Raw genomic sequence first — 21,141 nt, forward strand, 5'->3', positions numbered from 1 at the left:
CCGTTATTAGTAGCACACTAGCCGCGGTCTCCGAGGCCGAGTTCGTCGAGCAGACGGTCGTCGTCGCGCCATCGCTCCCGCACCTTGACGTGCAGATCGAGGAACACGCGGCCACCGAGCATCTCCTCGAGATCGTGCCGCGCCTCGGTGCCGATCCGCTTGATCATCTCGCCGCGTTCGCCGACGACGATCGGCTTCTGCGAGTCGTGATCGACCAGGATCGACGCGTAGATCCGCGTGAGCGCGCCCTCCGCCTCCGGCTCCTCGAACCGGTCGACGATGACGGCCGTGGAATAGGGCAGCTCGTCGCGCGTGTGCCGCAGCACCTTCTCCCGAATCAGCTCGGCGGCCAGCACGCGCTGCGTCTGATCGGTCAGGTACTCCTCGGGGTAGAGCGGTGGTGCCTCGGGCAAGTGCCGCACGATCTCGCCTTCGAGCGCCTCGACGCCGTCGCCGGTGAGCGCCGAGATCGGCACGATGGCCGCGAACACGCCGGTGGCGCCGTAGCGTTCGAGGATCGGCAGCAGGCGTGGCTTGCGGACGAGATCCACTTTGTTCAGCGCCAGCACTGCGGGGGTCTTGGCCCGGCCGATGAGGTCGAGCACGAACTGGTCGCCGCGTCCCGTCGGCAGGCTGGCGTCCACGACGAGCACGACCAGGTCCACGTCGCGCAGCGTGCTCGTGGCCGTCGCCACCATCCGGCGGTTCATCCGGTGCATCGGCTTGTGGATGCCGGGCGTGTCGATGAAGACGAGCTGCGCGCCGGGCACGTTGCGCACGCCGAGAATCCGGTGGCGCGTGGTCTGCGGCTTGTCGGACACGATCGCGAGCTTCTGCCCCGCGAAGCGGTTCAGGAGGGTGGACTTGCCGGCGTTCGGACGGCCGAGCAGGGCGACGAGCCCGCTTCTCACGGCGTCACGTCCGCCGGCGAGGGCTGCCGTCGGCGGACCCGCACCTTGTGGATGCGCCGCCGCTCCGCCTCCAACACCTCCACCTCGAGGCCGTCGGCGTCGACGCGCTCACCGACGGCCGGCACGCGCCCGGCCCGCGCCAGCACGTAACCGCCGACCGTCTCGAAGCCGCCGTCCTCGATCTCGATGCCGAGCCGGTCGGTCATCTCGCCGATCCCGACCTTGCCGCTGAACACGTACGCGTCCTCGCCCTCGCGGACGATCGGCTCGGCGTCGCTGTCGTACTCGTCGCGGATCTCGCCGACGAGCTCCTCGACCACGTCCTCGACGGTGACGAGGCCGGCCGTCCCGCCGTACTCGTCCACCACCATCGCGAGCTGGAAGCGCCCCTGCCGGAACTCGCGCAGCAGGTCGGCCACGCGCTTCGTCTCCGGCACGAACGCCGCCGGACGCATCATCTCGCTGACCGGGCGGCTGCCGTCGGGCTCGGCCGTCATCTGGATGAGATCCTTCACGACGACGAGCCCGACGATGTTGTCGAGGTTGTCGGTGTAGACCGGCAACCGCGAGTACTCCTGCTCGCGGACGAGCTGCCGCAGCTCGTCGATCGTCGCGTCGGCCTTGATCGCGACGATGTCGGGACGCGGCGTCATCACCTCACGGACGAGCGTCTGGCCGAAGTCGACCACCGATCGAAGCAGTTGGCTCTGTTCGCCCGGCTCCTGGGCGCCGCCGTCGGCCGGCGCGTGCGCATCGTCGGTCTGGCCGTCACCGGCGCCACCGCCGTTCGTCACGCGCGGCGTGCCCATCCAACTGATCACGAGCATCGTCAACGGCGCGACGACGTTGGCCGCCGCGGTGAAGGCCGGCAGCAGCATCTCGAGCACGCGTTCCGGCGCGCGCCGGACGATGAGCGTGGGGATGATCTGTCCAACGCCCACGGCGATGCCCGCTCCCGACGCCAGCAGCACGAGCCACCCGGGAAATCCGGGAGGGACCTTCTGCGCCAGCAGCGTGACGATCAGCGCGAGCAGCACGCCGCGCATCGATCGCGCCGGCACGAAGAAGCGCAGCGGGTCCTCGAGATAGGCCGCCAGGGCCTCGTTGTGGATCGCGCGCTCGGCCTCGAGCCGCTGAGGCAGGCGCATCAGCAGCCCGAACGCCGTCTCCACGAGCGCGAAGAACAGCAGCCCGCTCGACGCCAGGAGGACGAGAATCGGAATCATCGCGGTGGCCGAGGCGTCCGGCCGATCAGACCCGCCGGCAAACCGGCGCGCCGGCGCAATCGTTCTTCCAGCCGGCGCATCGTACCCCGATCCCGCTCGTGATCGTAGCCCAACAGGTGCAGCAGGCCGTGGAGAGCGAGCACCCTCAGCTCGACGGCCAGCGGGTGCCCGTACGCTCTGGCCTGCGCACGCGCGACGCCCACGGCGATCGCCAGCTCGCCCAGGACGCCCTCACGCTCGGGCGCGGCGAACGCTGCGTCGGCGGGAAACGACAGGACGTCGGTCGGCGCCGCTTTGCCGCGGAACCTCCGGTTGAGGCGGCGCATGTGCGCGTCGGACACGAGCGCGACGACGACCTCACCCCGGGCGGAGGCGGGCGCCGCCCGCGCCAGCCACTCGCCGAGGCCCGCCGCCGCGCGCGATCGCGGCCGGCCGACGATGATCACGCGCAGGTCCGCCCGGCGGCGACGGCCCGGCCTGGCTGCCGGCGTCATCAGGGTTTGTACGTCTCGTAGGCTTTGACGATCTTCTGCACGAGCGCGTGGCGGACGACGTCGCGCTCGTCGAAGTGCACCGTGAGGACGCCGCCGATGCCGGCCACCACTTTCAGCGCCTCGACCAGACCCGACACCCTGCCGGACGGCAGGTCGATCTGCGTGACGTCGCCCGTGACGACCGCCTTCGACCCGAAGCCGAGCCGCGTCAGGAACATCTTCATCTGCTCCGACGTGGTGTTCTGGGCCTCGTCGAGGATGACGAACGCGTCGTTGAGCGTCCGCCCGCGCATGAACGCGATGGGGGCGACCTCGATGACGCCCCGCTCGAGCAGCCGCTCGACCCGATCGGCGTCGAGCATGTCGTAGAGCGCGTCGTAGAGTGGGCGCAGGTACGGATTCACCTTTTCCTGGAGATCACCCGGCAGGAAGCCGAGCTTCTCGCCGGCCTCGACGGCCGGCCGCGCCAGGATGATGCGCGTGACGCGCTTGGCGACGAGGTAGGCGACGGCCTGGGCCATCGCGAGGTACGTCTTGCCCGTGCCCGCCGGCCCGACGCCGAAGACGATGTCGGCCTGATCGATCGCGTCGAGGTAGCGCCGTTGCGTGACGCTTTTCGGCACGACCTGGCGGCGTCCCGCGGCACGCGCGGCCCCCTTGAGGAAGTAGTCGCCGAGCTCGGTCTCGGGATCCTGCGTCAGCAGTTGCGCGGCGGTCTTCACGTCGCCGCGGCTGAACCGGTAGCCCTCGCGGAGCAGGCCGGCGAGCTGCCCGAACACGCGCTCGGCGCGCACGAGATCATCCGGCGTGCCTTCGACGACGACGTCGTGGCCGCGCGTCTTCAGCGAGACATTCAGAGCGGACTCGAGCTGGCGGAGGTTCTCGTCGAACGATCCAAAGAGCGTCTCGATGCCTTCATCCGGCATCGCGATGCGGCGGACGGCAGTCGCGGGCATTCCTCGGCTACAGACTAGCACGCGCCCGGACGCCGGGCGGCGCACCACCTCGCCGGGTTCGAGCCATGTCCGGTCATCGCCACAACCATGCGGCGCCGCGGACGCCGCTCGCGTCGCCGTACTTCGACGGCACGAACCGGGTGGCCACGGTATCCGAGAACACCCAGGTTCCCCAGAGCTTGGGGACGTCCGTGTAGATCGAGGCAATCCGCGAGAGCCCCCCGCCGACCACGATCACGTCGGGATCGAGCAGGTTGATGACGGTCGCGAGCGACTTGGCGAGGCGACGCGTCCAGGCCTCGAGTGACGCGCGCGCCAGCGGCTCGCCGCGCGCCGCGCGCTCCACGATCTGCTCGCCCGGCACCTCGCCACCGCCCCGCCGGCGGTAATCGGCCGACAGGCCGGGGCCCGACAGGAACGTCTCGATGCAGCCATCCAGGCCGCAGTAGCACGCCGGCCCGGGGCGTTCTTCCGCGTCCGGCCACGGCAAGGGGTTGTGTCCCCACTCGCCCGCGATCGCGTTCGGACCGGTGAGCACGCGGCCGTGGACGGCCACCCCGCCGCCGGTGCCGGTGCCGAGGATTACGGCGAACACCACGTCCGCTCCGGCCGCGGCGCCGTCGGTGGCCTCGGAGACGGCGAGACAGTTGGCATCGTTGGCGAGCCGCACTTCACGGCCGACGGCGATGTCGAGATCCTGTTTCAGCGGACGGCCGTTCAGCCACGTGGAGTTGGCGTTCTTGATCAGGCCGGTGGCCGGAGAAATCGCGCCAGGAATGCCGACGCCGACCGTGCACGTCTGCTCTACGGCCTGCTCGCCCTCGCGCACGAGACCGGCGATCGCCGCCACCGTCGCGTCGTAGTCGTGCCGCGGCGTGGGAACCCGACGCTCCCAGCGCACCTGGCCATCGGCACCGAGCACGACGGCCGCGATCTTCGTGCCGCCGAGATCAACGCCCAGCAGCATGATTCGGGTACGACGGGGACGACCGGTACGACGGGTACGACAGGTCCAAGGAACGAACTGACGCAGTCATCTTCTTCGACGGGGACGGCAGCTTCGGCGGGCACGACAGGTTCAAGGGAGATGCCGGAACGGTCATCGTCTTGTTCGTATTCCGACGGCACGATAGACGGCGGCACGCGCGGGTGCTGCGGTTGGCGTGCGCAGGGTGTGACGCAAGCTCCAGAGTCAAGTTGATAGCGTCAGCTCGTTCCCCGAACCTGTCGCGCCGGTCGTGCTCATCGTGCGTGCCCGTATCCTTCGTGTCCGTCGCACCCCAAACAACAGCTGCGTCAGTTCTTTCCTCGGACTCCTCGTACCGGTCGCACGCCTCGTCCCCATCGGGCGAAAAAAAATCGACAGCGTCAATCCGTTCCTTTGACCTGCCGTACCCATCGTACCAATCGCACCGGTCGCACCCGCCGACACTGAGTGCGTCAGCTCGTTCTTGGACTCGTCGTGTCGGCCGTACGCGTCGTTCCCGCCGCACGAAGAAGTTGACAGCGTCAGTCCGTTCCTCGGACCCGTCGTACCTGTCGTACCCGTCGAACTCATCTCAGCTTGATGTGCAGTTCCCGCAGTTGCTTCTCCGAGACCGGCGAGGGAGCGTGCATCAGCAGGTCTTCGGCGTTCTGCGTCATCGGGAACGCGATGACCTCGCGGATGTTGGGTTCCTGCGCCAGGAGCATGACGATCCGATCGATGCCCGGAGCGAGCCCGCCGTGCGGGGGCGCGCCGTATCGGAACGCCGACAGCATCCCGCCGAAGCGCTTCTCCACCTCGTCCGGACCGTAGCCGGCGATCTCGAAGGCGCGCAGCATGATGTCGGGCCGATGGTTGCGGATCGCACCGCTCGACAGCTCGACACCGTTGCACACGATGTCGTACTGGAACGCCTTGATCGACAACGGGTCCCGGCCGTTGAGCGCCTCGAGGCCCCCTTGCGGCATCGAGAACGGGTTGTGGCTGAACGCGATCTGCCCCGTCTCCTCGTCGCGCTCGTAGAACGGGAAATCCGTCACCCAGCAGCACCGGTACGCCTGAGGCTCGATCACGCCGAGCTCACGGCCGAGGTGGCCGCGCAGCCCGTCCACCGCGCGGCCGAGCGTCGCCGGCGGGCCGGCGGCGAAGAACAGCGCGTCGCCCGGACCGACGCCGGCGCGTTCACACACGTGCCGGCGCAGATCCTCCGGGAGGTACTTCGCCAGCGGCCCTCGCGGCGCCTCGCCGAGCACGAGATACGCCAACCCGCCGAGCCCGAGGGTTTCACCGACGCCGACCGTCTTGTCGAAGAAGCTGCGCGACCGCTCCGCGGCGCCGGGCGCTGGAATCGCCCGCACGACCTCGCCGGCCTCGACCGCGTTGGCGAACACGGCGAACGACGACCCGCGGAACAGATCGGTGACGTCGGCGGCACGAATCGGATTGCGCAGGTCCGGCTTGTCGGTGCCGAACGCGATCATCGCCTGCTCGTACGGAATCCGAGGGAACGGCGGCGGCGTGACCGTCCAGGTCGAGAACTCTTCGAACACCCCCGCCAACACCGGTTCGATCGCCGCGAACACGTCGTCCTGCGTGACGAACGACATCTCGACGTCGAGCTGGTAGAACTCGCCGGGAGATCGATCCGCGCGCGCATCTTCATCGCGAAAGCACGGCGCGATCTGGAAGTAGCGATCGAAGCCCGACACCATCAGCAACTGCTTGAACTGCTGAGGGGCCTGCGGCAGCGCGTAGAACTTGCCGGGATGGATGCGGCTGGGGACGAGGTAATCGCGCGCGCCTTCCGGCGAGCTCGACGTGAGGATCGGCGTCTGGAACTCGAGGAAGCCCTGCGCCTGCATCCGGTGGCGGATGCTCGAGATGATGCGCGAGCGCAGCACGATGTTCGCGTGTGGCCGCTCGCGCCGCAAGTCCAGGAACCGGTAGCGCAGCCGCTGTTCCTCCGGAATCTCCTGCGGCGCGCCCACCTGGAACGGCAGCGGCTCGGCGGCCGAGAGCACGTCGACCGCGTCGGCCGCCAACTCCACGAGACCGGTCGGCAGGGCCGGGTTGACGTTCTCGGCATCGCGGGAAACGACGCGGCCGGCGACGCTCACGACCGACTCGAGCCGAACGGACGCCGCCGTGTCGAATGCCGGCGACTCCGGCGTGAACACGCACTGCGTGATCCCGTCGTGGTCGCGCAGATCGATGAACAGCAGTTGTCCGTGATCGCGCTTGCGGCTGACCCAGCCCGCGAGCCGCGCAGGCTGTCCGACCTGTTCCGGCCGCAGCGCTCCGCACGTCGTGCTTCGATATGAATTCCCTCGTCGCTCGCCCACTCCCGCTCCCTATTCCGTGTCGCGCGTCAACTGCCCCACGAGATGCTCGACCGCGTCGGCGCGCGGCACCGTCGCCTGACTGCCGGATTGCATGTCCTTCAGCGTCACGCTGTCCTGCGCCTGCTCATCGTCGCCGGCGATGGCGACGAAGGGATACTGGCGCAGCGAGGCGTACTTGAACTGCTTGCCCGGCTTGTCCGCGTCGGGATAGACGTCGACCCGCAGGCCGCCCTCGCGGAACCTCGCGGCCAGCCGATGCGCGTCGGCACGCGACGCGTCGCTCCACAGCGCGACCATCACGTCCGCAGGCCCGCGCCCCACGGAGGCCGGAAACATCCCGCGCTCCGCCATGACGACGATGATGCGTTCGAGGCCGAGGGAGAACCCGCAGGCCGGCACGTCGCGCCCGAGGAACATGCCGATGAGCCGGTCGTACCGGCCGCCGCCGCCAAGGCTGCCGGCCAGATCCGGCACGGCGATCTCCATGATCGCGCCCGTGTAGTATGACAAACCCCGGGCGAGGCTCGGATCGACGCGGATCCGCCCCGCCGCCGGCGTCACCTCCGCCAGCGCGGCGATCGCGGCGACGTCCCGAACCGCCGTCCGCATCTCGCCGAGCTGCCGCTCGAGCCGCGCGATCGTCACGGCCGGACCGTCGTCCGGCGGCTGATCGAAGAGCGCGAGACAGGCGGACGCCGCGCGCGGATCGATCCCGCGAGCCGCCAGATCGGCGGCAACGCCCGCCGGGCCGATCTTGTCGAGCTTGTCGAGCGCGATGAGCGCCTCGGTCTCGAGCGCCGGCGGCACGCCCGCCTGCGCGAGGAGCGCCGCGAGCAGCCGCCGATCGTTGAGCCGGATCGTGAAGTCCGTGAACCCGAGCGCGGCGAGCACCTCGCTCACGGCCGCGATGACCTCCACTTCGACCGAGATCGACGTCGATCCGATCGCGTCGACGTCGCACTGGTAGAACTCGCGGAACCGCCCGCGGGCGGGCCGATCGGCCCGCCACACCGGCTGGATCTGGTACCGGCGGAAGAACTTCGGCAACTGGGCCTGATGCTCGGCGATCACGCGCGCCAACGGCACCGTGAGGTCGTAGCGCAGCGCGAGGTCTGCCTGCCCGGACGCCTCGTGCTCGCCACGCTTCAGAATCTTGAAGATGAGCTTCGCGCCTTCCTCGCCGTACTTGCCGAGCAGCGTCTCGAGGTTCTCGAACGCCGGCGTCTCCAGCGGCTCGAAGCCATAGCGCTCGTACACGCGCCGGACGATGGCGATGACGTGCTCCCGCCGGCGGAGGTCGGCGGGCAGGAAGTCGCGGGTCCCCCGCGCGGGCTGCGTGGATCCCATGCGCGCGGTCAGGCCCGATAGTCGAGACGGTACTGGACGTACTGGGCCGCCGACGCCTGCAGCGCCGCGACTTCGTCGTCCGACAACGCACGCCGGACCCTGGCCGGGCTGCCCATCACCATCGATCTCGGCGGCACCACCATGCCCTCGGTGACGAGCGTGCCGGCCGCGACGATCGAATCGCCGCCGATCACGGCGCCGTTCAGGATGATGGCGCCCATGCCGACGAGCACACGGTCGGCAATCGTGCAGCCGTGCACGATCGCGGCATGGCCGATCGTCACCTCGTCGCCGATCTCGGTGGGATGCGTGCCACGCATGACGTGGACGACCGTGCCGTCCTGCACGTTCGTCCGGCGCCCGATCCGGATCCGGTGCACGTCGCCGCGAATGACGACGTTCATCCACACGCTGCTCTCGGCGCCGATGACGACGTCGCCGATCACCTGGGCGCTCGGATCGACATAGGCGGACGGATCCACGGCCGGCTCGCGGCCCCGGTATGGGCGCAACACGACGAGATCATATTTGGAAATTTCGGAATTTGTCATTTGGGCATGGAATTCGCCGATTGGTCACCGAATCCGTGGTTCGGCCACGGACACGCCGGCAGCGATCCATCGGATGTCGGGCGTCCAGACGTCCCGATGACCAATCAGTTTCCAATGGCCAATGTCGCGATGACCGAATCAACGCCCTGACGACCATCCCCCGATTTGCCAAATGCGATAATCGCCATGATGGCTCTCCTCGACACCCTCGGCCGCCGAATGGGCACGCTGCGCCTGTCGGTGACCGATCGGTGCAACCTCCGCTGCCACTACTGCATGCCCGAGGAGGAGTACATCTGGCTCGAGCGGGACAACCTGCTCCGATTCGAGGAGGTCGTCACGCTCGCCGACCTGTTCGGGGAGATCGGCGTGGGCCGGGTGCGCATCACGGGCGGTGAGCCGCTGCTGCGCCGCAATCTGCCAACGCTCGTCGCCGCGCTCGCCGCGCGCCCCTGGGTGCGCGACCTGGCGCTCACGACCAACGGCGTGCGGCTGGCGGACGCGGCGTCGGATCTTCAGCGCGCGGGTCTCGGGCGCGTCACCGTCAGCCTGGACAGCCTGCGCCGCGATCGGTTTCTCCGGCTCGCGCGCGTCGATGCGCTCCCGGCCGTGCTCGCCGGCATCGACGCCGCCCGCCGCGCCGGATTCCGCGGCCTGAAGCTCGACACGGTCGTCACCCGCGGCGACAACGACGACGAGCTGATCGATCTGCTCGAGTACGCGCGGAGCGTCGGCGCCGAGCTGCGATTCATCGAGTACATGGACGTCGGCGGCGCCACGGCGTGGCGCCCGTCGGCGGTCGTCTCGTATGCCGACATCCTCGAGACGCTGACCGCGCACTACGGAACGATCCAGCCGCTCGAGGCCGACGACCCGGCCGCGCCGGCGAGCCGATTCCGCCTGCCGAGCGGCCAGACGTTCGGCATCATCGCGTCCACGACGCGCCCGTTCTGCCGCACCTGCGATCGCGCGCGGCTGACGGCCGACGGCGTGCTGCTGCTCTGCCTCTACGCGCAGCACGGCACGGACCTGCGTCGGCCGCTGCGCGCCGGCGCGCCGCTCGACACGCTCCGCCGGATGATCGCGGCCGTGTGGGAGGGCCGAGCCGACCGCGGCGCGGAGGAACGCGCGGCGAGCCGCGACCGGGCCCCGTTCATCCCGCTCGCCGTCCTCAGGAAGGACGCGCACCTCGAAATGCACACGAGAGGCGGCTGACGCGTCGATGTCGGGCCGCCCGTCGCGCACCTCGGTGGGGATTCTGATCGCGCTCAGCGCCGCCCACCTGATCAACGATCTGCTGCAGTCGCTGCTGCCGGCGGTCTACCCGATGCTCAAGCAGGCGCTTCGCCTGAGCTTCTGGCAGATCGGCCTGATCACCTTGTCGAACCAGTTGACGGCGTCGCTGCTGCAGCCGCTCGTCGGCCTCTACACGGACGCGCGCCCGCAGCCCTTTCTGCTGGCTGTCGGCATGGGCGTCACGCTGGGGGGCATCGTGCTGCTCGCCGGAGCGCACCAGTTCGCGTGGCTGATCGTGGCCGCGGCGCTCGTCGGCGTGGGCTCTTCGGTGTTCCATCCCGAGTCGTCGCGCATCGCCCGCGCCGCCTCCGGCGGACGCCACGGGCTCGCCCAGTCGCTCTTCCAGACGGGCGGAAACTTTGGCTCCTCGCTCGGCCCGCTGCTCGCCGCGTTCGTGGTCATCCCGTACGGACAAGGGAGCATCTCGTGGTTCGCCGCGATCGCGCTCGTCGGCGTGATCGTGCTCTGGCGCGTGGGCCGCTGGTACGCCGGCAGCGGCGCGGCGGTGCCGGCCGCCCATGCCGCCGCCGATCATCCGGCCCGCACGCTGCCGCGCCGCGACGTCCAGATCGCGCTCGGCATCCTGGTCGTGCTCGTGTTCTCGAAGTTCATCTACCTCACGAGCTTGACGAGCTACTACACGTTCTACCTGATCCAGAAGTTCGGCGTCTCGGTGCAGAGCGCACAACTGCACCTGTTCCTCTTCCTCGGCGCGGTCGCGGCCGGCACGTTCCTCGGTGGGCCGATCGGCGATCGTGTCGGGCGGAAGGTGGTCATCTGGATCTCGATCCTCGGCGCCTTGCCGTTCTCGCTGCTGCTGCCGCACGTGAACCTGTTCTGGACCGGCGTGCTCAGCGCCATCGTCGGGCTGATCATGTCGTCTGCGTTCTCGGCGATCCTCGTGTACGCCCAGGAGCTCGTGCCCGGCCGGATCGGGCTCATCGCGGGCCTCTTCTTCGGGGTGGCGTTCGGCATCGGCGGTCTCGGCGCGGCCGCGCTGGGCTGGATCGCCGACGCCGCGGGCATCGAGTTCGTCTACCGGCTGTGCGCATTCCTGCCCGCGCTCGGCCTCTTCACCGCATGGCTCCCGGACGTCCGGACGCGACCGCACGCCCAGCCCGCGATGGCCGCCGACTGACGCGTCAGCGCCCCAGCGCCGCGTTCAGCATGGCCGCGAGCCGCAGCCCGGCCAGCGCCAACTGCTCGTCGAGCGTCCGATCGAAGCGCGCGAAGTAACGATCGTCGAGGTCCGTGCCCGGTGGGACGAGCAGGCCGCTGGCGACGCGACTGCCGTCGAGCGCCCAGATGTCCGGCGCGGTCGGGCCCGCGCGCCAGAGGTTGGCCTTGATCGCGCGCTCCAGCCGGGCGGCCAACGCGGCGTCGCTCGTGTGCCGCCGCGCGATCGCCGAGGCGTCCCACGCGCCATGGAGCGTACACGCTCGGCGGTCGCCTCGCGCAGCCGACCCGCACTCGGCAGCGCCGAACACCGACACCCGTATGTCGTTGCCGCCGCGCGCGACCGCGGTCGTGTGGAGCGGCTGGTGCACGTCCGCCACGAGGTGCACGAGGAACTTCAACGCGCGAGCCCGAGCCTGCGCATCCTGGGTGCGATCGCCGAGCTGCCGGGCGAAGCCGATGATCCGATCGACCACGCAGTCGCGTGCGTCGTCGCCGCGGCGCGCCGACGTCGGACAATCCCGTTCCCGGTCGTACGTCGCGGCTCCCTGGCGGAGGTTCACGAAGTGCCAAGGAGCGGTCTCCGGCTCGGCACCACGGACGTCGTCCGCCCAGCCCGCGACGCTCGCGAGCGATGCGCCGCCGAGCAGCGCCGTCACGTCGCGGCGCGCGGCCACCCCCAGATGATTCCAGGCGACGAGGGCGACAACGCGGTGGCCCTGCGCTCCCCAGGCTTCGAGCGAACGGGCGGTCGAGAGCGCGGCCGCACACACGGCCGCTGCCGCGATCGCCCTCAGCCCGCTCGCCCGCATGGCGGTCTATAATTTCACGTTCCGCATCCCGCCCGACACACGCGATGACACCACGTTCCGCCCGTTACTCCGCAATCGTCAGCGCCGAAGGGCACCTGGTCGACTCGCAGTTGCTGAAGTCGATCTTCGATCGGATCATCGAGCGGGGCGGCGACTTCGAGGTCCTGCACTTCGAGCTCGGCCGCACGAACGACGACTTCTCGAAGCTCACGCTCAAGATCACGACCGCCGAGGAGCCGGTGCTCGCCCAGCTCGTCGAAGATCTCATCCCGTTCGGCTGTCGCGCCGTCGGCGAGCGGGACGCGCTGATCCGGCCGGCCGATCGCAACGGCTGCGTCCCCGAGGATTTCTACTCGACCACCAACCAGCGGACGCAGGTGCGCGTGAACGGCCACTGGATCGACGTCGATCGCCAGCGCATGGATGCCGCCATCGTCGTCACCGATGCGGGCGCGGTGTGCCGGAAGATCCGCGACGTGCGCGTGGGCGACCGCGTCGTGTGCGGGCTCGAGGGGCTCCGTGTCATTCCCGAGTTCCGGGATCGCGAGCGGAGCGACTTCTCGTTCATGTCGAACGAGGTGTCGTCCGAGCGGCGGGTGGAAGTGAGCGTCGCGCGCGTCGCGCGGCTGATGCGCGAGACGCGCGCGCGCGGCGAGCGCATCGTCTTCGTCGCCGGCCCCGTCGTGATTCACACGGGCGGCGTCGAGTACTTCAGCGCCCTGATCCGGAAGGGCTTCGTCAACGTCGTGCTGGCCGGCAACGCGCTGGCCGCGCACGACGCCGAGTTCGCGCTGTTCGGCACGTCGCTCGGCGTGGACCTCGAGTCCGGCACGCCGGTCGCGGGGGGCCATCGGCACCATATGCGCGCCATCAACGCCGTGAACCGCGCCGGCGGCCTCGAGCCCGCCGTCGAGACGGGCGTTCTGCCCCGCGGCATCATGGCCGAGTGCGTGCGCGCCGATGTCGAGTACCTGCTCGCCGGCAGCATCCGCGACGATGGCCCGATCGTCGACACGATCACGGACATCATCGTCGCGCAGGACCGCTACGCAGAGGCGCTCGCCAACGCCGGCCTGGTCATCATCCTCTCGACCATGCTGCACGGCATCGGCGTCGGCAACATGCTGCCGGCCTGGGTACCGGTCATCTGCGTGGACATCAACCCCGCCGTCGTCACGAAGCTCGCGGATCGCGGCTCGTCGCAGACGATCGGCCTCGTCACCGACGTCGGCCTGTTCCTCCACCTCCTGGCCACGCAGTTGCCTTGAGCCAGGTCGTCCGACCGGCGGAGCGTCCACAGCTCACGCGCAGGACCAGACAAGACGCTGGCCACCTGTCCCGGAAGACGAGGTGGCCAGCGTCAGATGGTTCGTGGAGTCTGTCGAGCCCGGCGTCTCCGCCGGGCCGGTCACATCCGCCCGCCTAGTTGCCCGTGGCGTGAATGTAGGCCTCCTCGCCGTGTTGCGTCGTGTCGAGGCCTTCCATCTCGGACTCGGCGTCGGCGCGGAGCGGGAACACGAGCCCGACGAGCTTCAGCAGGATGAAGCTGCCGATGGCGCTGAAGGCAATCGCGAAGACGACGGCCGTCGCCTGGATGCCGAGCTGCCCGGGATTGCCGTACAGCAGACCGTCGGCGACGCCATTCAGGCTCTTCTGCGCGAACACGCCGGTCAACAGCGCCCCCACCGTGCCACCGACGCCGTGCGCCGCGAGCACATCGAGCGAATCGTCGAAGCCGCTCTTCGCCCGGACGAGCAGCATGAAGTAGCTCGGCACCGCGGCGATGCCGCCGAGCAGGATCGCATTCATCGGCGAGATCAACCCGGCCGCGGGCGTGACGGCGACGAGACCGACCACGATGGCGGTCGCGGCGCCCACCGCCGTCGCCTTCTGCAGCCGCACGGCGTCGAGCAGCGTCCAGACGACCAGCGTCGCCGCCGGCGCGAGCATCGTCGTCGCGAACGCCAGGCCGCCGATGCCGTTGGCCGCGACCGCGCTGCCGGCGTTGAAGCCGAACCAGCCGAACCACAGCAGCCCGGCGCCGAGCAGCACGAACGGCACGTTGTGGGGCACGAGCGCCGCCTGCTTGTAGTCGGACCGCTTGCCGACGCAGATGACGGCGACGACGGCCGCGATGGCGGCGTTGATGTGGACGACCGTGCCGCCCGCGAAATCGAGCGCACCCATCTTGAAGAGCCAGCCGCCGCCCCAGACCATGTGCGCGAGCGGCGCGTACACCAGGATCATCCAGAGGCTGATGAACGTCACGTAGGCCGAGAATCGCATCCGTTCGACGATCGCGCCGGAGATCAGGGCCGCGGTGATGATCGCGAACGTCCCCTGGAAGGCCATGAACAGCACGTGCGGGATGAGCGCGGTGCTGACGCCGGTCGGCAGGTCCGTGCCGACGCCGTTGAGGAACAGCTTCGAGAGGTCGCCCACGTAATCGTTGCCGGCGCCGAAGGCGAGCGAGTACCCGACGCACGCCCAGAGCACGCCGACGAATCCGAGCGAGATGAAGCTCATCATCATCGTGTTCAGCGCGTTCTTCGAGCGCACCAGCCCGCCGTAGAAGAACGCGAGCGCCGGGGTCATCAGGAGCACGAGCGCGGTCGAGACGAGCATCCAGGCGGTGTCGCCGGCGTTGATCGACGGCGCCGGCGCCGCGTCCTGGGCGAACGCCACGGACGAATCCATTCCCATCACGAGTGCGAGGGCCAGCCCGGCGAGGGCGCAGCCTTTTCCGTACCGAATCGGTCCGCTGTGTCTACTGGTCATTGTCCGATGACTCCTGACGGTGCGGCGTGACGGACCCTCGCGTGAGGATCGATCACCCTTCCCGTTCCCCTGTGCGAATGTTGTAGCTCTGCTCGACGGACTGCACGAACACGCGTCCGTCCCCGATTTCCCCGGTGCGCGCCGCAGTGACGATCGTGCGAATCACGTCGTCCACGACGCCGTCGGCCACGACGACTTCGAGTTCAACCTTTGGAAGAAGACTGACGTTGTATTCCTTGCCGCGATAGATCGCGGTGTGCCCCTTCTGCCGCCCGTGCCCCCGGACCTCGGTCACGGTCATTCCCGGGATGCCCATGCTCTCGAGCGCGTCGCGCACGTCGTCGAGCTTGTTCGGGCGGATGATGGTCTTGACGAGCTTCATGGTTCGGCCTCCAAACGCTCCGCGGCACGCGAGACGTCGTTGTCGGGCGGGCCGGAGCGGCGAAGGCGGAGTTGTATCACGGCGCTCCCGTCAGGCGTCCTGCTCGCCGGTCCGGATGTTGTAGCTCTGCTCGACCGGCAGCACGAACACGCGGCCGTCGCCGATCTCGCCGGTGCGTGCCGCCTTGACGATCGCGCCGATGACGCTCTCGACCAGGCTCTCGGCGACGACGACTTCGATCTCCACCTTCGGCAGCAGGCTGACGTTGTATTCCTTGCCCCGGTAGATCGCCGTGTGGCCCTTCTGACGCCCGTGGCCGCGCACCTCGGTCACGGTCATGCCGGGAATGCTCATCTTCTCGAGCGCGTCCCGTACGTCGTCCACCTTGTTCGGGCGGACGATGGTCTTAATCAGCTTCATACGTCTCCTCCAGTGCCTGCTCCAGCGCGCGCTCGAGCTGCGCCTGGGCCGGCTCATCCAGCTTCCGTCCGTGCCGTATGACGTGCAGCACGTCCACGGCCTTCCGCCCTTCGGTGGAAATCAGGACCAGGTCGACGTCGCAGCCCTGGTCCGAGACCGTCCGGCTCACCCGGTGCAGCAGCCCCGGCGCATCGTCGGTCACGATCTCGAGCACCGTGTATTTCTGCGAGTGCGTGTTGTCGAGGTGCACGTGGGTGCCGACCTCGCGGCGCCGCCGGTAGACGATGCTCCGGCGCCGGCCGCGGAGCAGGGCGGCGACGTCGATCGATCCGGCGACCGCGCCGCGGAGCACCCGCGCGATCTCGTCGCGCGCGCTCGCGTTCTGGCGCAGGAATCCCTCCCCGTCGGTGAACTCGAAGATGTCGAGCACCAGGTGATCCGGCGTCGTCATCGCCTGCCCGCGGTGGATGTCCATGCCGAAGTAGGACAGCACGCCGGCGATGTTCGAGAAGAGATACGGCTTGTCGAGCGCGGCGACGGTCAGCTCCCAGATGTCGTCACGGCGTTCGAGCGACGCGTGCAGCTCGTCGGGCAGCAAGCCCCGCGCGAGCCGCACGTGCTGATAGATCGTCGACAGGCCGAAGACCGACAGATACCGGCGCGGCAGCCCCTGCAGGAAGCGCGTGAGCTCGGCTTCGGAGACGTCATTCGGGCGTTCCGCCATGACCGACGCGCGGCCGGCCTGGTCCTCCTGGATCAGCTCGTCGGCGTAGCCGAGCGTCACGCGGTTGTAGGCGTCGACGTACAGCCGCCACAACAGGTCCTCCTTCCAGGGCGTCAGCGTGCCGGGCCCGACCGCGTCCATGTCGACGAGCGTCATCAGGCAGAGCTTCTTGAGCTGCTCCTCGTTGCCCACCTCGACGGCGAACTGCGCGACGGTCTCCGGATCGGTGAAGTCGCGCCGGAAGACCACGCGCGACATCGCGAGGTGGTGGCGGATCAAGAACTCGACCGTCTGACGCGCCTCGTCGGGCAGCCGCAGCCGTGCCAGCATCGGGCGGGCGAGCCGCAGGCTCTCGACGGCATGGTCGTCCTCGTGCCACTTGCCGACGTCGTGGTAGAGGAGCGCGAGCGTCAGCAGCTCGGGCTCGTGCACCTCGTTGAGGATCGACGCGAAGCGCGCGCGGCTGGCGCTCGGGGGGTGCCAGAGCGACTCGAGCGCGCGGATCGCGAGCAGCGTGTGCTCGTCCACGGTGTACTTGTGGTAGAAGTCGCGGATGACCCGGCAGTGAATCTTCTCGAACTCCGGGAAGATCGCCGTCAGCAGGCCGCACTCGAGCATGTCCGACAGCCGCGCCGACAGCCCCGGCGTCGGGTGCAGCATCGATCGGAGCCGCAGCCGCCCTTCTTCGGTCGCCGTGAAGTAGTCCGCCGTGTAGCGGCCGACGTTCGCCTGCACGACCGACCGGACCTGCTCGGACACCGGCTCGCGGTTGGCGATCGCCAGCGCGAACGCTTCGAGCCAGACCGCGGGCTGCACGGCCGCCTTGTCGGGATCGACGAACTCGACGCCATCGGCGCCGATGGCGAGGCTCGCGGTCACGGGCCCCGCGTCGTCGGGCACCGCGGGCGGTCTGACGACCCGGCGCGACCAATCGAGGGCCCGGGTGACGGCCCGCGCGTGGCGGAAGTACTCGCCCATGAGCGCTTCCACCTGCTGGCGCAGATCCGCACCCGGCAGACCGAGGGCGCGGGCCACCCGATCCTGCGAATCGTGCGTCAACACGTTCGCGTCCCGGCCGTGCTCGAGGTGCAGGAGCGAACGGATGCGCAGGAGGAAGTCCTCGGCGTCCTCGAGCCGCTCGCCGTCCAGCCGGCCGCGCACGGCGAACGCCTCGCGCGCCAGCGTGCGCAGCCATCGGACCGCCGAGATGTCCCGCAGCCCACCTGGCGCGTTCTTCACGTCCGGTTCGAGCTGATACAGCGTGTTGTTGAACGACGCGTACCGCTCGTCGGTGAGCTTCAGCAGCGCGGTGACGAGATCGGCGTGCCGCGCCGCTTCCGTGCGATGCGTGCGCTCGAGCAGGTGGTCGAACAGGCGCACGTCGCCGGCGAGCAGCCGCAGGTCGAGCAATGCGAGCAGGAACTCCGGATTGTCGTCCTCCGCTTCGTCCAGCTCGCGAAGCTCCCGGATGTGCTGGCCGACGCTCAGCCGCAGATCCCAGAGCGGCTGCAAGACGGCGTTGACCACGCGCTCCTCGGCCGCACCGATGGCGCCGTCGAACACGAGGAGCAGGTCGATGTCGGAGTGCAGGCAGAGCGCACGCCGGCCGTAGCCGCCGACGGCGCAGACCACGAAGGGCGCCGCCGTGCCAACGACCGGCTCGACGAGCGAGCGGACGAGCCGGTCCATGCCGGCCGCGTACTGCGCCTGGACGCCGCGGCCCCCGCGGCCGGCCGTCGCGGCGGCCGTGTACTCGGCGCGCAGCGCGCCGAGCCGATCGGCGAGGGCCCGCCGCGCCGCTGCCTGCAGATTGAGATCCGATTCGCCGACCATGTCGTTCACCGTTCCTGCCCCGCCCGTGCGCGCATGCGCGACGATCGGCCGAGGGCGTCCCGCGCTCAGAACGTGAAACCCAGCCCGACCGTGCCGATCACCTGGGTCGCCTTGTCCTTGTTGGCCGCTTTCAGCGTGTCGCCGAAGCCGTAGACGAGCACCCCGCCGTGCAGATCGAGGTTCGGTGAGATCTTCCCGGTGGCCATGACGCCGACGCTGACGTAGCCGAACTTGCTGTCGCCGTCCGCGCCCTCGTAGTAGTCCTTCAGCGACAGGCCGAGCTTGACCGGAACCGTCAGGCTCACGGGCGAGCTCTCCATCGGAATGGCCGGCGTGACGCCGAGCTCCAGGTAGATGCCCTTGTTCGCCCCGCCGTCCGCGCTGTTCTCGCCCAACTCGAACGCCGCCGTTACGGTCGGCGCCATCGGCACGCTGCTGCCGCTGTCGTCGAACGCGGCGATGAACGCCAGCTCGTGGACCGTCTTGAACGCGTCCGCGGGGCTCGTGTAGGCGGTGTAGAGGATCGTGGGATTGACCTTGCCGCCCGGCGTCATCGCCACCGAACCGTAGATGTCCGACTCGTAGAACGCGCCGTAGCCGTCCTTCGTCGAGCCCGTATGGATGCTGTTCCAACTGCCGACGTTCACCGTGGCCTTGTCGGAGGCGGCGACCGCGACGTTGACGAACGGCTGAAACGTCAGCTTCGGATCGGCTTCCTGACGGATGCCGCGGAACAGGTAGAGCGTCGGGAAGTCCAGCGCTCCGGTGACCGTCACCTTCTTCGTCTCCGGCTCGGCCGGCGCCGCCTGCGTGGTCGTGCGCAGGAACGTCGGGCGCATCGTCTGCGCCTGCTCGCGTATCAGCGTGCTCAGCGACGGACCCGCCGCGCGCTCGTCAGCCGACGCCGGCGTGGCCACCACCCCTGCGAGAAGAAGTCCCCAAGCGATCTGCCTCATAACGCTCCCTTGTCTCGGCCGGGATCCCGAAGGCCCGGATGGGTTCACTGTCGGCAGAGAGAAGAGCAAGATGACGACCAACCCGGCCGGCGCCGGAATGATCGTGACTTCAGCCCGATGAACAGGGCTCGAAGTGCCACTCAGAGCGGCCAGCGTGCGAGCCGGCCCTAGGCTCGCCAAATCGACATAAATGTTCATGTCGAGATTGGCTTCCACACGGATGTGGAGCAGCGCCCCTAGCGGATCGGCGAGGCCGGACGCCGATCCAGACGTACGGCGGAAACGGTGGCCTCCGCGGGTGCGGGCAGCGACAGGAATGTGTACTGAACGGTCCGTTCGACAGGATTGTGGAAGGTGGAGCGGCGACGCGGGACGACGCCGGCGCGTCAGCCCTTGAAGCGGTCGCGATCGATGCCCAGCCGCTTGACCTTGTAGCTGATGATCCGCTCCGTCGAGTGCAGCAGCTTGGCGGCCTTGGAGCAGTTGCCACGGGCGCTCTTCAGCGCGTCCTGGATGAGCGTCTTCTCGTAGGCGGCCACGGCATCCGCGAGCGAAACGTCGCCGATCGTCCCCGAGGCCTCCGCCGTCTGGAGCGTGGGCGGCAGGTGGTGAGGGTGCACCACGTTGCCGTCGCAGACGAGCACGGCACGCTCGATCGCGTTCTCGAGCTCCCGCACGTTGCCCGGCCAGTGATAGCTCATCAGCATGTCGATCGCCGGCGTGGAGATCCGCTTGATCTGATGGCCGTGCTCGATCGAGTACTTCTCGAGGAAGTGATCCACGAGCAGGAGGATGTCGGGCTTGCGCTCGCGCAGCGGCGGCACGTAAATCGTGAAGACGTTCAGCCGGTAGTGCAGATCCTCGCGGAACGTCCCGGCCGCGATCGCCTTCTCGAGGTCCTGGTTCGTCGCGGCGATCAGCCGCACGTTGACCTTCACCGGGTCCGTGCCGCCGAGCCGCTCGAACTCGCGCTCCTGGAGCACGCGCAGCAGCTTCACCTGGGTCGAGAGGTTCACGTCGCCGATCTCGTCCAGGAAGAGCGTGCCGCCGTCGGCCATCTCGAAGCGGCCCTTCTTGCGGGCCTGCGCGCCCGTGAACGCGCCCTTCTCGTACCCGAACAGCTCGGACTCGATCAGCGAGTCGGGCAGCGCCGCGCAGCTCACCTTGACGAACGGCTTCTTCGCGCGCGGCGAGCTGTAGTGGATCGCGTGCGCGATGAGCTCCTTGCCGGTGCCGGACTCGCCGCGAATCAGCACCGTCGTGTTCGCGCGGGCGACCCGGGCGATCTGCTCGTACACCTGGCGCATCGGCCCGCTCGTCCCGACGATCCGGGAGAAGTCGTAGCGCTCGCGCAGCTCCTCGCGCAGGTGGATGTTCTCCTCGAGCAGCCGCTGCCGCTCCGCGTCGACCAGCCGCTCGACGCGGACGGCCAGCGCGATCATCGTGGCGACGAGCTTCAGCAGGCGGACATGGTGGTCGTAGTCCCGCTGACGGCGGAACGGGAAGTCCACGAGCAGCGCGCCGACCGTCTTCCGGTTGATCTGGATCGGCACGGCGATGAAGCTCTCGTCGCGGCGATCGAGGTCGGCGCGCGACGTGCGATCGCGGAACATGGGCTCGCGGCTCACCTGCGGCACCACCACCGGCTTGCCGCTCTCGACGACGCGAGCCGTGACACCGTCGTGCAGGCCGTAGCGCAGCCCCGACCGATCCACCGTCGCGCCATGCGCGGCGTCGATCTGCAGTTGTCCCGACGGGCTCAGCAGCGCCACCGCCCCGCGGAGGATCCCCTGCTGGCGTTCGAGGATCTCCAGCACGCGGACGAGGGCGGACCGCAGCCCCAGGGTCCCGGAGAGCGCCTGGCTGATCTCGGTCAGGCCGTGCACCTGCCGGATGTCGCCCGTCGCGTCGGCCGGCTCGCCGCCAGCGAGCGTCTCTGGAGGCGTCATGGA

The 21,141-nt window shown here is 69.2% G+C and carries 18 protein-coding genes; 3 read left to right on the plus strand and 15 right to left on the minus strand.

Annotated features, from left to right (window positions below; translation table 11 throughout):
- Nucleotides 1-17: 17 nt before the first annotated feature.
- The 8 genes from era to IT184_09220 all read right to left on the minus strand — a co-directional run bounded on the left by era (nucleotide 18) and on the right by IT184_09220 (nucleotide 8,776).
- Nucleotides 18-911: a GTPase Era gene (gene era / locus IT184_09185; protein MCC7008975.1), complete on the minus strand. Its 894-nt coding sequence runs from the start codon at nucleotides 909-911 to the stop codon at nucleotides 18-20.
- Entirely contained in the window at nucleotides 908-2,137 is a 1,230-nt protein-coding gene (locus IT184_09190; GenBank protein ID MCC7008976.1) for an HlyC/CorC family transporter, read from the minus strand. The genes era and IT184_09190 overlap by 4 nt, the downstream gene beginning before the upstream one ends.
- Nucleotides 2,134-2,631, minus strand: a complete 498-nt coding sequence (gene ybeY, locus IT184_09195; GenBank protein MCC7008977.1) for an rRNA maturation RNase YbeY — start codon at nucleotides 2,629-2,631, stop codon at nucleotides 2,134-2,136. Before ybeY ends, IT184_09190 begins: the two co-directional genes overlap by 4 nt.
- Nucleotides 2,631-3,587: a PhoH family protein gene (locus IT184_09200; GenBank protein ID MCC7008978.1), complete on the minus strand. Its 957-nt coding sequence runs from the start codon at nucleotides 3,585-3,587 to the stop codon at nucleotides 2,631-2,633. The genes ybeY and IT184_09200 overlap by 1 nt, the downstream gene beginning before the upstream one ends.
- 73 nt (nucleotides 3,588-3,660) lie before the next feature.
- Nucleotides 3,661-4,554: an ROK family protein gene (locus IT184_09205; GenBank protein MCC7008979.1), complete on the minus strand. Its 894-nt coding sequence runs from the start codon at nucleotides 4,552-4,554 to the stop codon at nucleotides 3,661-3,663.
- 587 nt (nucleotides 4,555-5,141) lie between these two features.
- Nucleotides 5,142-6,914 carry an aspartate--tRNA ligase gene (aspS, locus tag IT184_09210; protein MCC7008980.1) on the minus strand — a complete coding sequence of 591 codons (1,773 nt, stop codon included), beginning with the start codon at nucleotides 6,912-6,914 and terminating at the stop codon, nucleotides 5,142-5,144.
- 9 nt (nucleotides 6,915-6,923) lie between these two features.
- Nucleotides 6,924-8,261 (minus strand): histidine--tRNA ligase, encoded by a 1,338-nt coding sequence (hisS, locus tag IT184_09215; protein ID MCC7008981.1) that lies wholly within the window; start codon nucleotides 8,259-8,261, stop codon nucleotides 6,924-6,926.
- Between the two features lie 8 nt (nucleotides 8,262-8,269).
- A complete protein-coding gene (locus IT184_09220) occupies nucleotides 8,270-8,776 on the minus strand; it encodes a gamma carbonic anhydrase family protein (protein ID MCC7008982.1) in 507 nt (168 codons plus the stop codon).
- Between the two features lie 225 nt (nucleotides 8,777-9,001).
- Here IT184_09220 and moaA point away from each other — a divergent pair, with 225 nt between their 5' ends.
- Both moaA and IT184_09230 read left to right on the plus strand, forming a co-directional pair.
- On the plus strand, nucleotides 9,002-10,027 hold the full coding sequence (gene moaA / locus IT184_09225; protein MCC7008983.1) for a GTP 3',8-cyclase MoaA: 1,026 nt from the start codon (nucleotides 9,002-9,004) through the stop codon (nucleotides 10,025-10,027).
- A 7-nt stretch (nucleotides 10,028-10,034) separates the two neighbouring features.
- The gene (locus IT184_09230; GenBank protein MCC7008984.1) at nucleotides 10,035-11,246 is read left to right on the plus strand and encodes an MFS transporter; all 1,212 of its coding nucleotides are present in this window, start codon (nucleotides 10,035-10,037) and stop codon (nucleotides 11,244-11,246) included.
- 4 nt (nucleotides 11,247-11,250) lie between these two features.
- Here IT184_09230 and IT184_09235 read toward each other — a convergent pair whose 3' ends face one another.
- Entirely contained in the window at nucleotides 11,251-12,096 is an 846-nt protein-coding gene (locus IT184_09235; protein ID MCC7008985.1) for a S1/P1 nuclease, read from the minus strand.
- A 44-nt stretch (nucleotides 12,097-12,140) separates the two neighbouring features.
- Between IT184_09235 and IT184_09240 the strand changes: the two genes are divergently transcribed.
- Nucleotides 12,141-13,364 (plus strand): TIGR00300 family protein, encoded by a 1,224-nt coding sequence (locus IT184_09240; GenBank protein MCC7008986.1) that lies wholly within the window; start codon nucleotides 12,141-12,143, stop codon nucleotides 13,362-13,364.
- Nucleotides 13,365-13,518: 154 nt separating this feature from the next.
- Here IT184_09240 and IT184_09245 read toward each other — a convergent pair whose 3' ends face one another.
- The 6 genes from IT184_09245 to IT184_09270 form a co-directional block, all read right to left on the minus strand.
- A complete protein-coding gene (locus IT184_09245; GenBank protein MCC7008987.1) occupies nucleotides 13,519-14,799 on the minus strand; it encodes an ammonium transporter in 1,281 nt (426 codons plus the stop codon).
- Between the two features lie 127 nt (nucleotides 14,800-14,926).
- Nucleotides 14,927-15,256: a P-II family nitrogen regulator gene (locus IT184_09250; protein ID MCC7008988.1), complete on the minus strand. Its 330-nt coding sequence runs from the start codon at nucleotides 15,254-15,256 to the stop codon at nucleotides 14,927-14,929.
- A gap of 90 nt (nucleotides 15,257-15,346) precedes the next feature.
- Nucleotides 15,347-15,676: a P-II family nitrogen regulator gene (locus tag IT184_09255; protein MCC7008989.1), complete on the minus strand. Its 330-nt coding sequence runs from the start codon at nucleotides 15,674-15,676 to the stop codon at nucleotides 15,347-15,349.
- A complete protein-coding gene (locus IT184_09260; protein ID MCC7008990.1) occupies nucleotides 15,663-18,242 on the minus strand; it encodes an HD domain-containing protein in 2,580 nt (859 codons plus the stop codon). Before IT184_09260 ends, IT184_09255 begins: the two co-directional genes overlap by 14 nt.
- 56 nt (nucleotides 18,243-18,298) lie before the next feature.
- Complete coding sequence (locus IT184_09265; GenBank protein MCC7008991.1) at nucleotides 18,299-19,189, minus strand: hypothetical protein; 891 nt, start codon at nucleotides 19,187-19,189, stop codon at nucleotides 18,299-18,301.
- A gap of 386 nt (nucleotides 19,190-19,575) precedes the next feature.
- Nucleotides 19,576-21,138, minus strand: a complete 1,563-nt coding sequence (locus tag IT184_09270; protein ID MCC7008992.1) for a sigma 54-interacting transcriptional regulator — start codon at nucleotides 21,136-21,138, stop codon at nucleotides 19,576-19,578.
- Between the last annotated feature and the right edge of the window lie 3 nt (nucleotides 21,139-21,141).

The sequence above is a fragment of the Acidobacteriota bacterium genome, from assembly GCA_020853395.1.
Lineage (GTDB): Bacteria > Acidobacteriota > Vicinamibacteria > Vicinamibacterales > SCN-69-37 > JADYYY01.

Bases quoted from the DNA above. Each gene is read 5' to 3' on its own strand.
- IT184_09270 (MCC7008992.1), bottom strand. From the start codon at position 21,138: ATGACGCCTCCAGAGACGCTCGCTGGCGGCGAGCCGGCCGACGCGACG.
- IT184_09230 (MCC7008984.1), top strand. From the start codon at position 10,035: ATGTCGGGCCGCCCGTCGCGCACCTCGGTGGGGATTCTGATCGCGCTC.
- ybeY (MCC7008977.1), bottom strand. From the start codon at position 2,631: ATGACGCCGGCAGCCAGGCCGGGCCGTCGCCGCCGGGCGGACCTGCGC.
- IT184_09190 (MCC7008976.1), bottom strand. From the start codon at position 2,137: ATGATTCCGATTCTCGTCCTCCTGGCGTCGAGCGGGCTGCTGTTCTTC.
- IT184_09240 (MCC7008986.1), top strand. From the start codon at position 12,141: ATGACACCACGTTCCGCCCGTTACTCCGCAATCGTCAGCGCCGAAGGG.
- hisS (MCC7008981.1), bottom strand. From the start codon at position 8,261: ATGGGATCCACGCAGCCCGCGCGGGGGACCCGCGACTTCCTGCCCGCC.
- moaA (MCC7008983.1), top strand. From the start codon at position 9,002: ATGGCTCTCCTCGACACCCTCGGCCGCCGAATGGGCACGCTGCGCCTG.
- IT184_09255 (MCC7008989.1), bottom strand. From the start codon at position 15,676: ATGAAGCTGATTAAGACCATCGTCCGCCCGAACAAGGTGGACGACGTA.
- IT184_09250 (MCC7008988.1), bottom strand. From the start codon at position 15,256: ATGAAGCTCGTCAAGACCATCATCCGCCCGAACAAGCTCGACGACGTG.
- IT184_09235 (MCC7008985.1), bottom strand. From the start codon at position 12,096: ATGCGGGCGAGCGGGCTGAGGGCGATCGCGGCAGCGGCCGTGTGTGCG.
- IT184_09265 (MCC7008991.1), bottom strand. From the start codon at position 19,189: ATGAGGCAGATCGCTTGGGGACTTCTTCTCGCAGGGGTGGTGGCCACG.
- IT184_09205 (MCC7008979.1), bottom strand. From the start codon at position 4,554: ATGCTGCTGGGCGTTGATCTCGGCGGCACGAAGATCGCGGCCGTCGTG.
- IT184_09200 (MCC7008978.1), bottom strand. From the start codon at position 3,587: ATGCCCGCGACTGCCGTCCGCCGCATCGCGATGCCGGATGAAGGCATC.
- IT184_09245 (MCC7008987.1), bottom strand. From the start codon at position 14,799: ATGGGAATGGATTCGTCCGTGGCGTTCGCCCAGGACGCGGCGCCGGCG.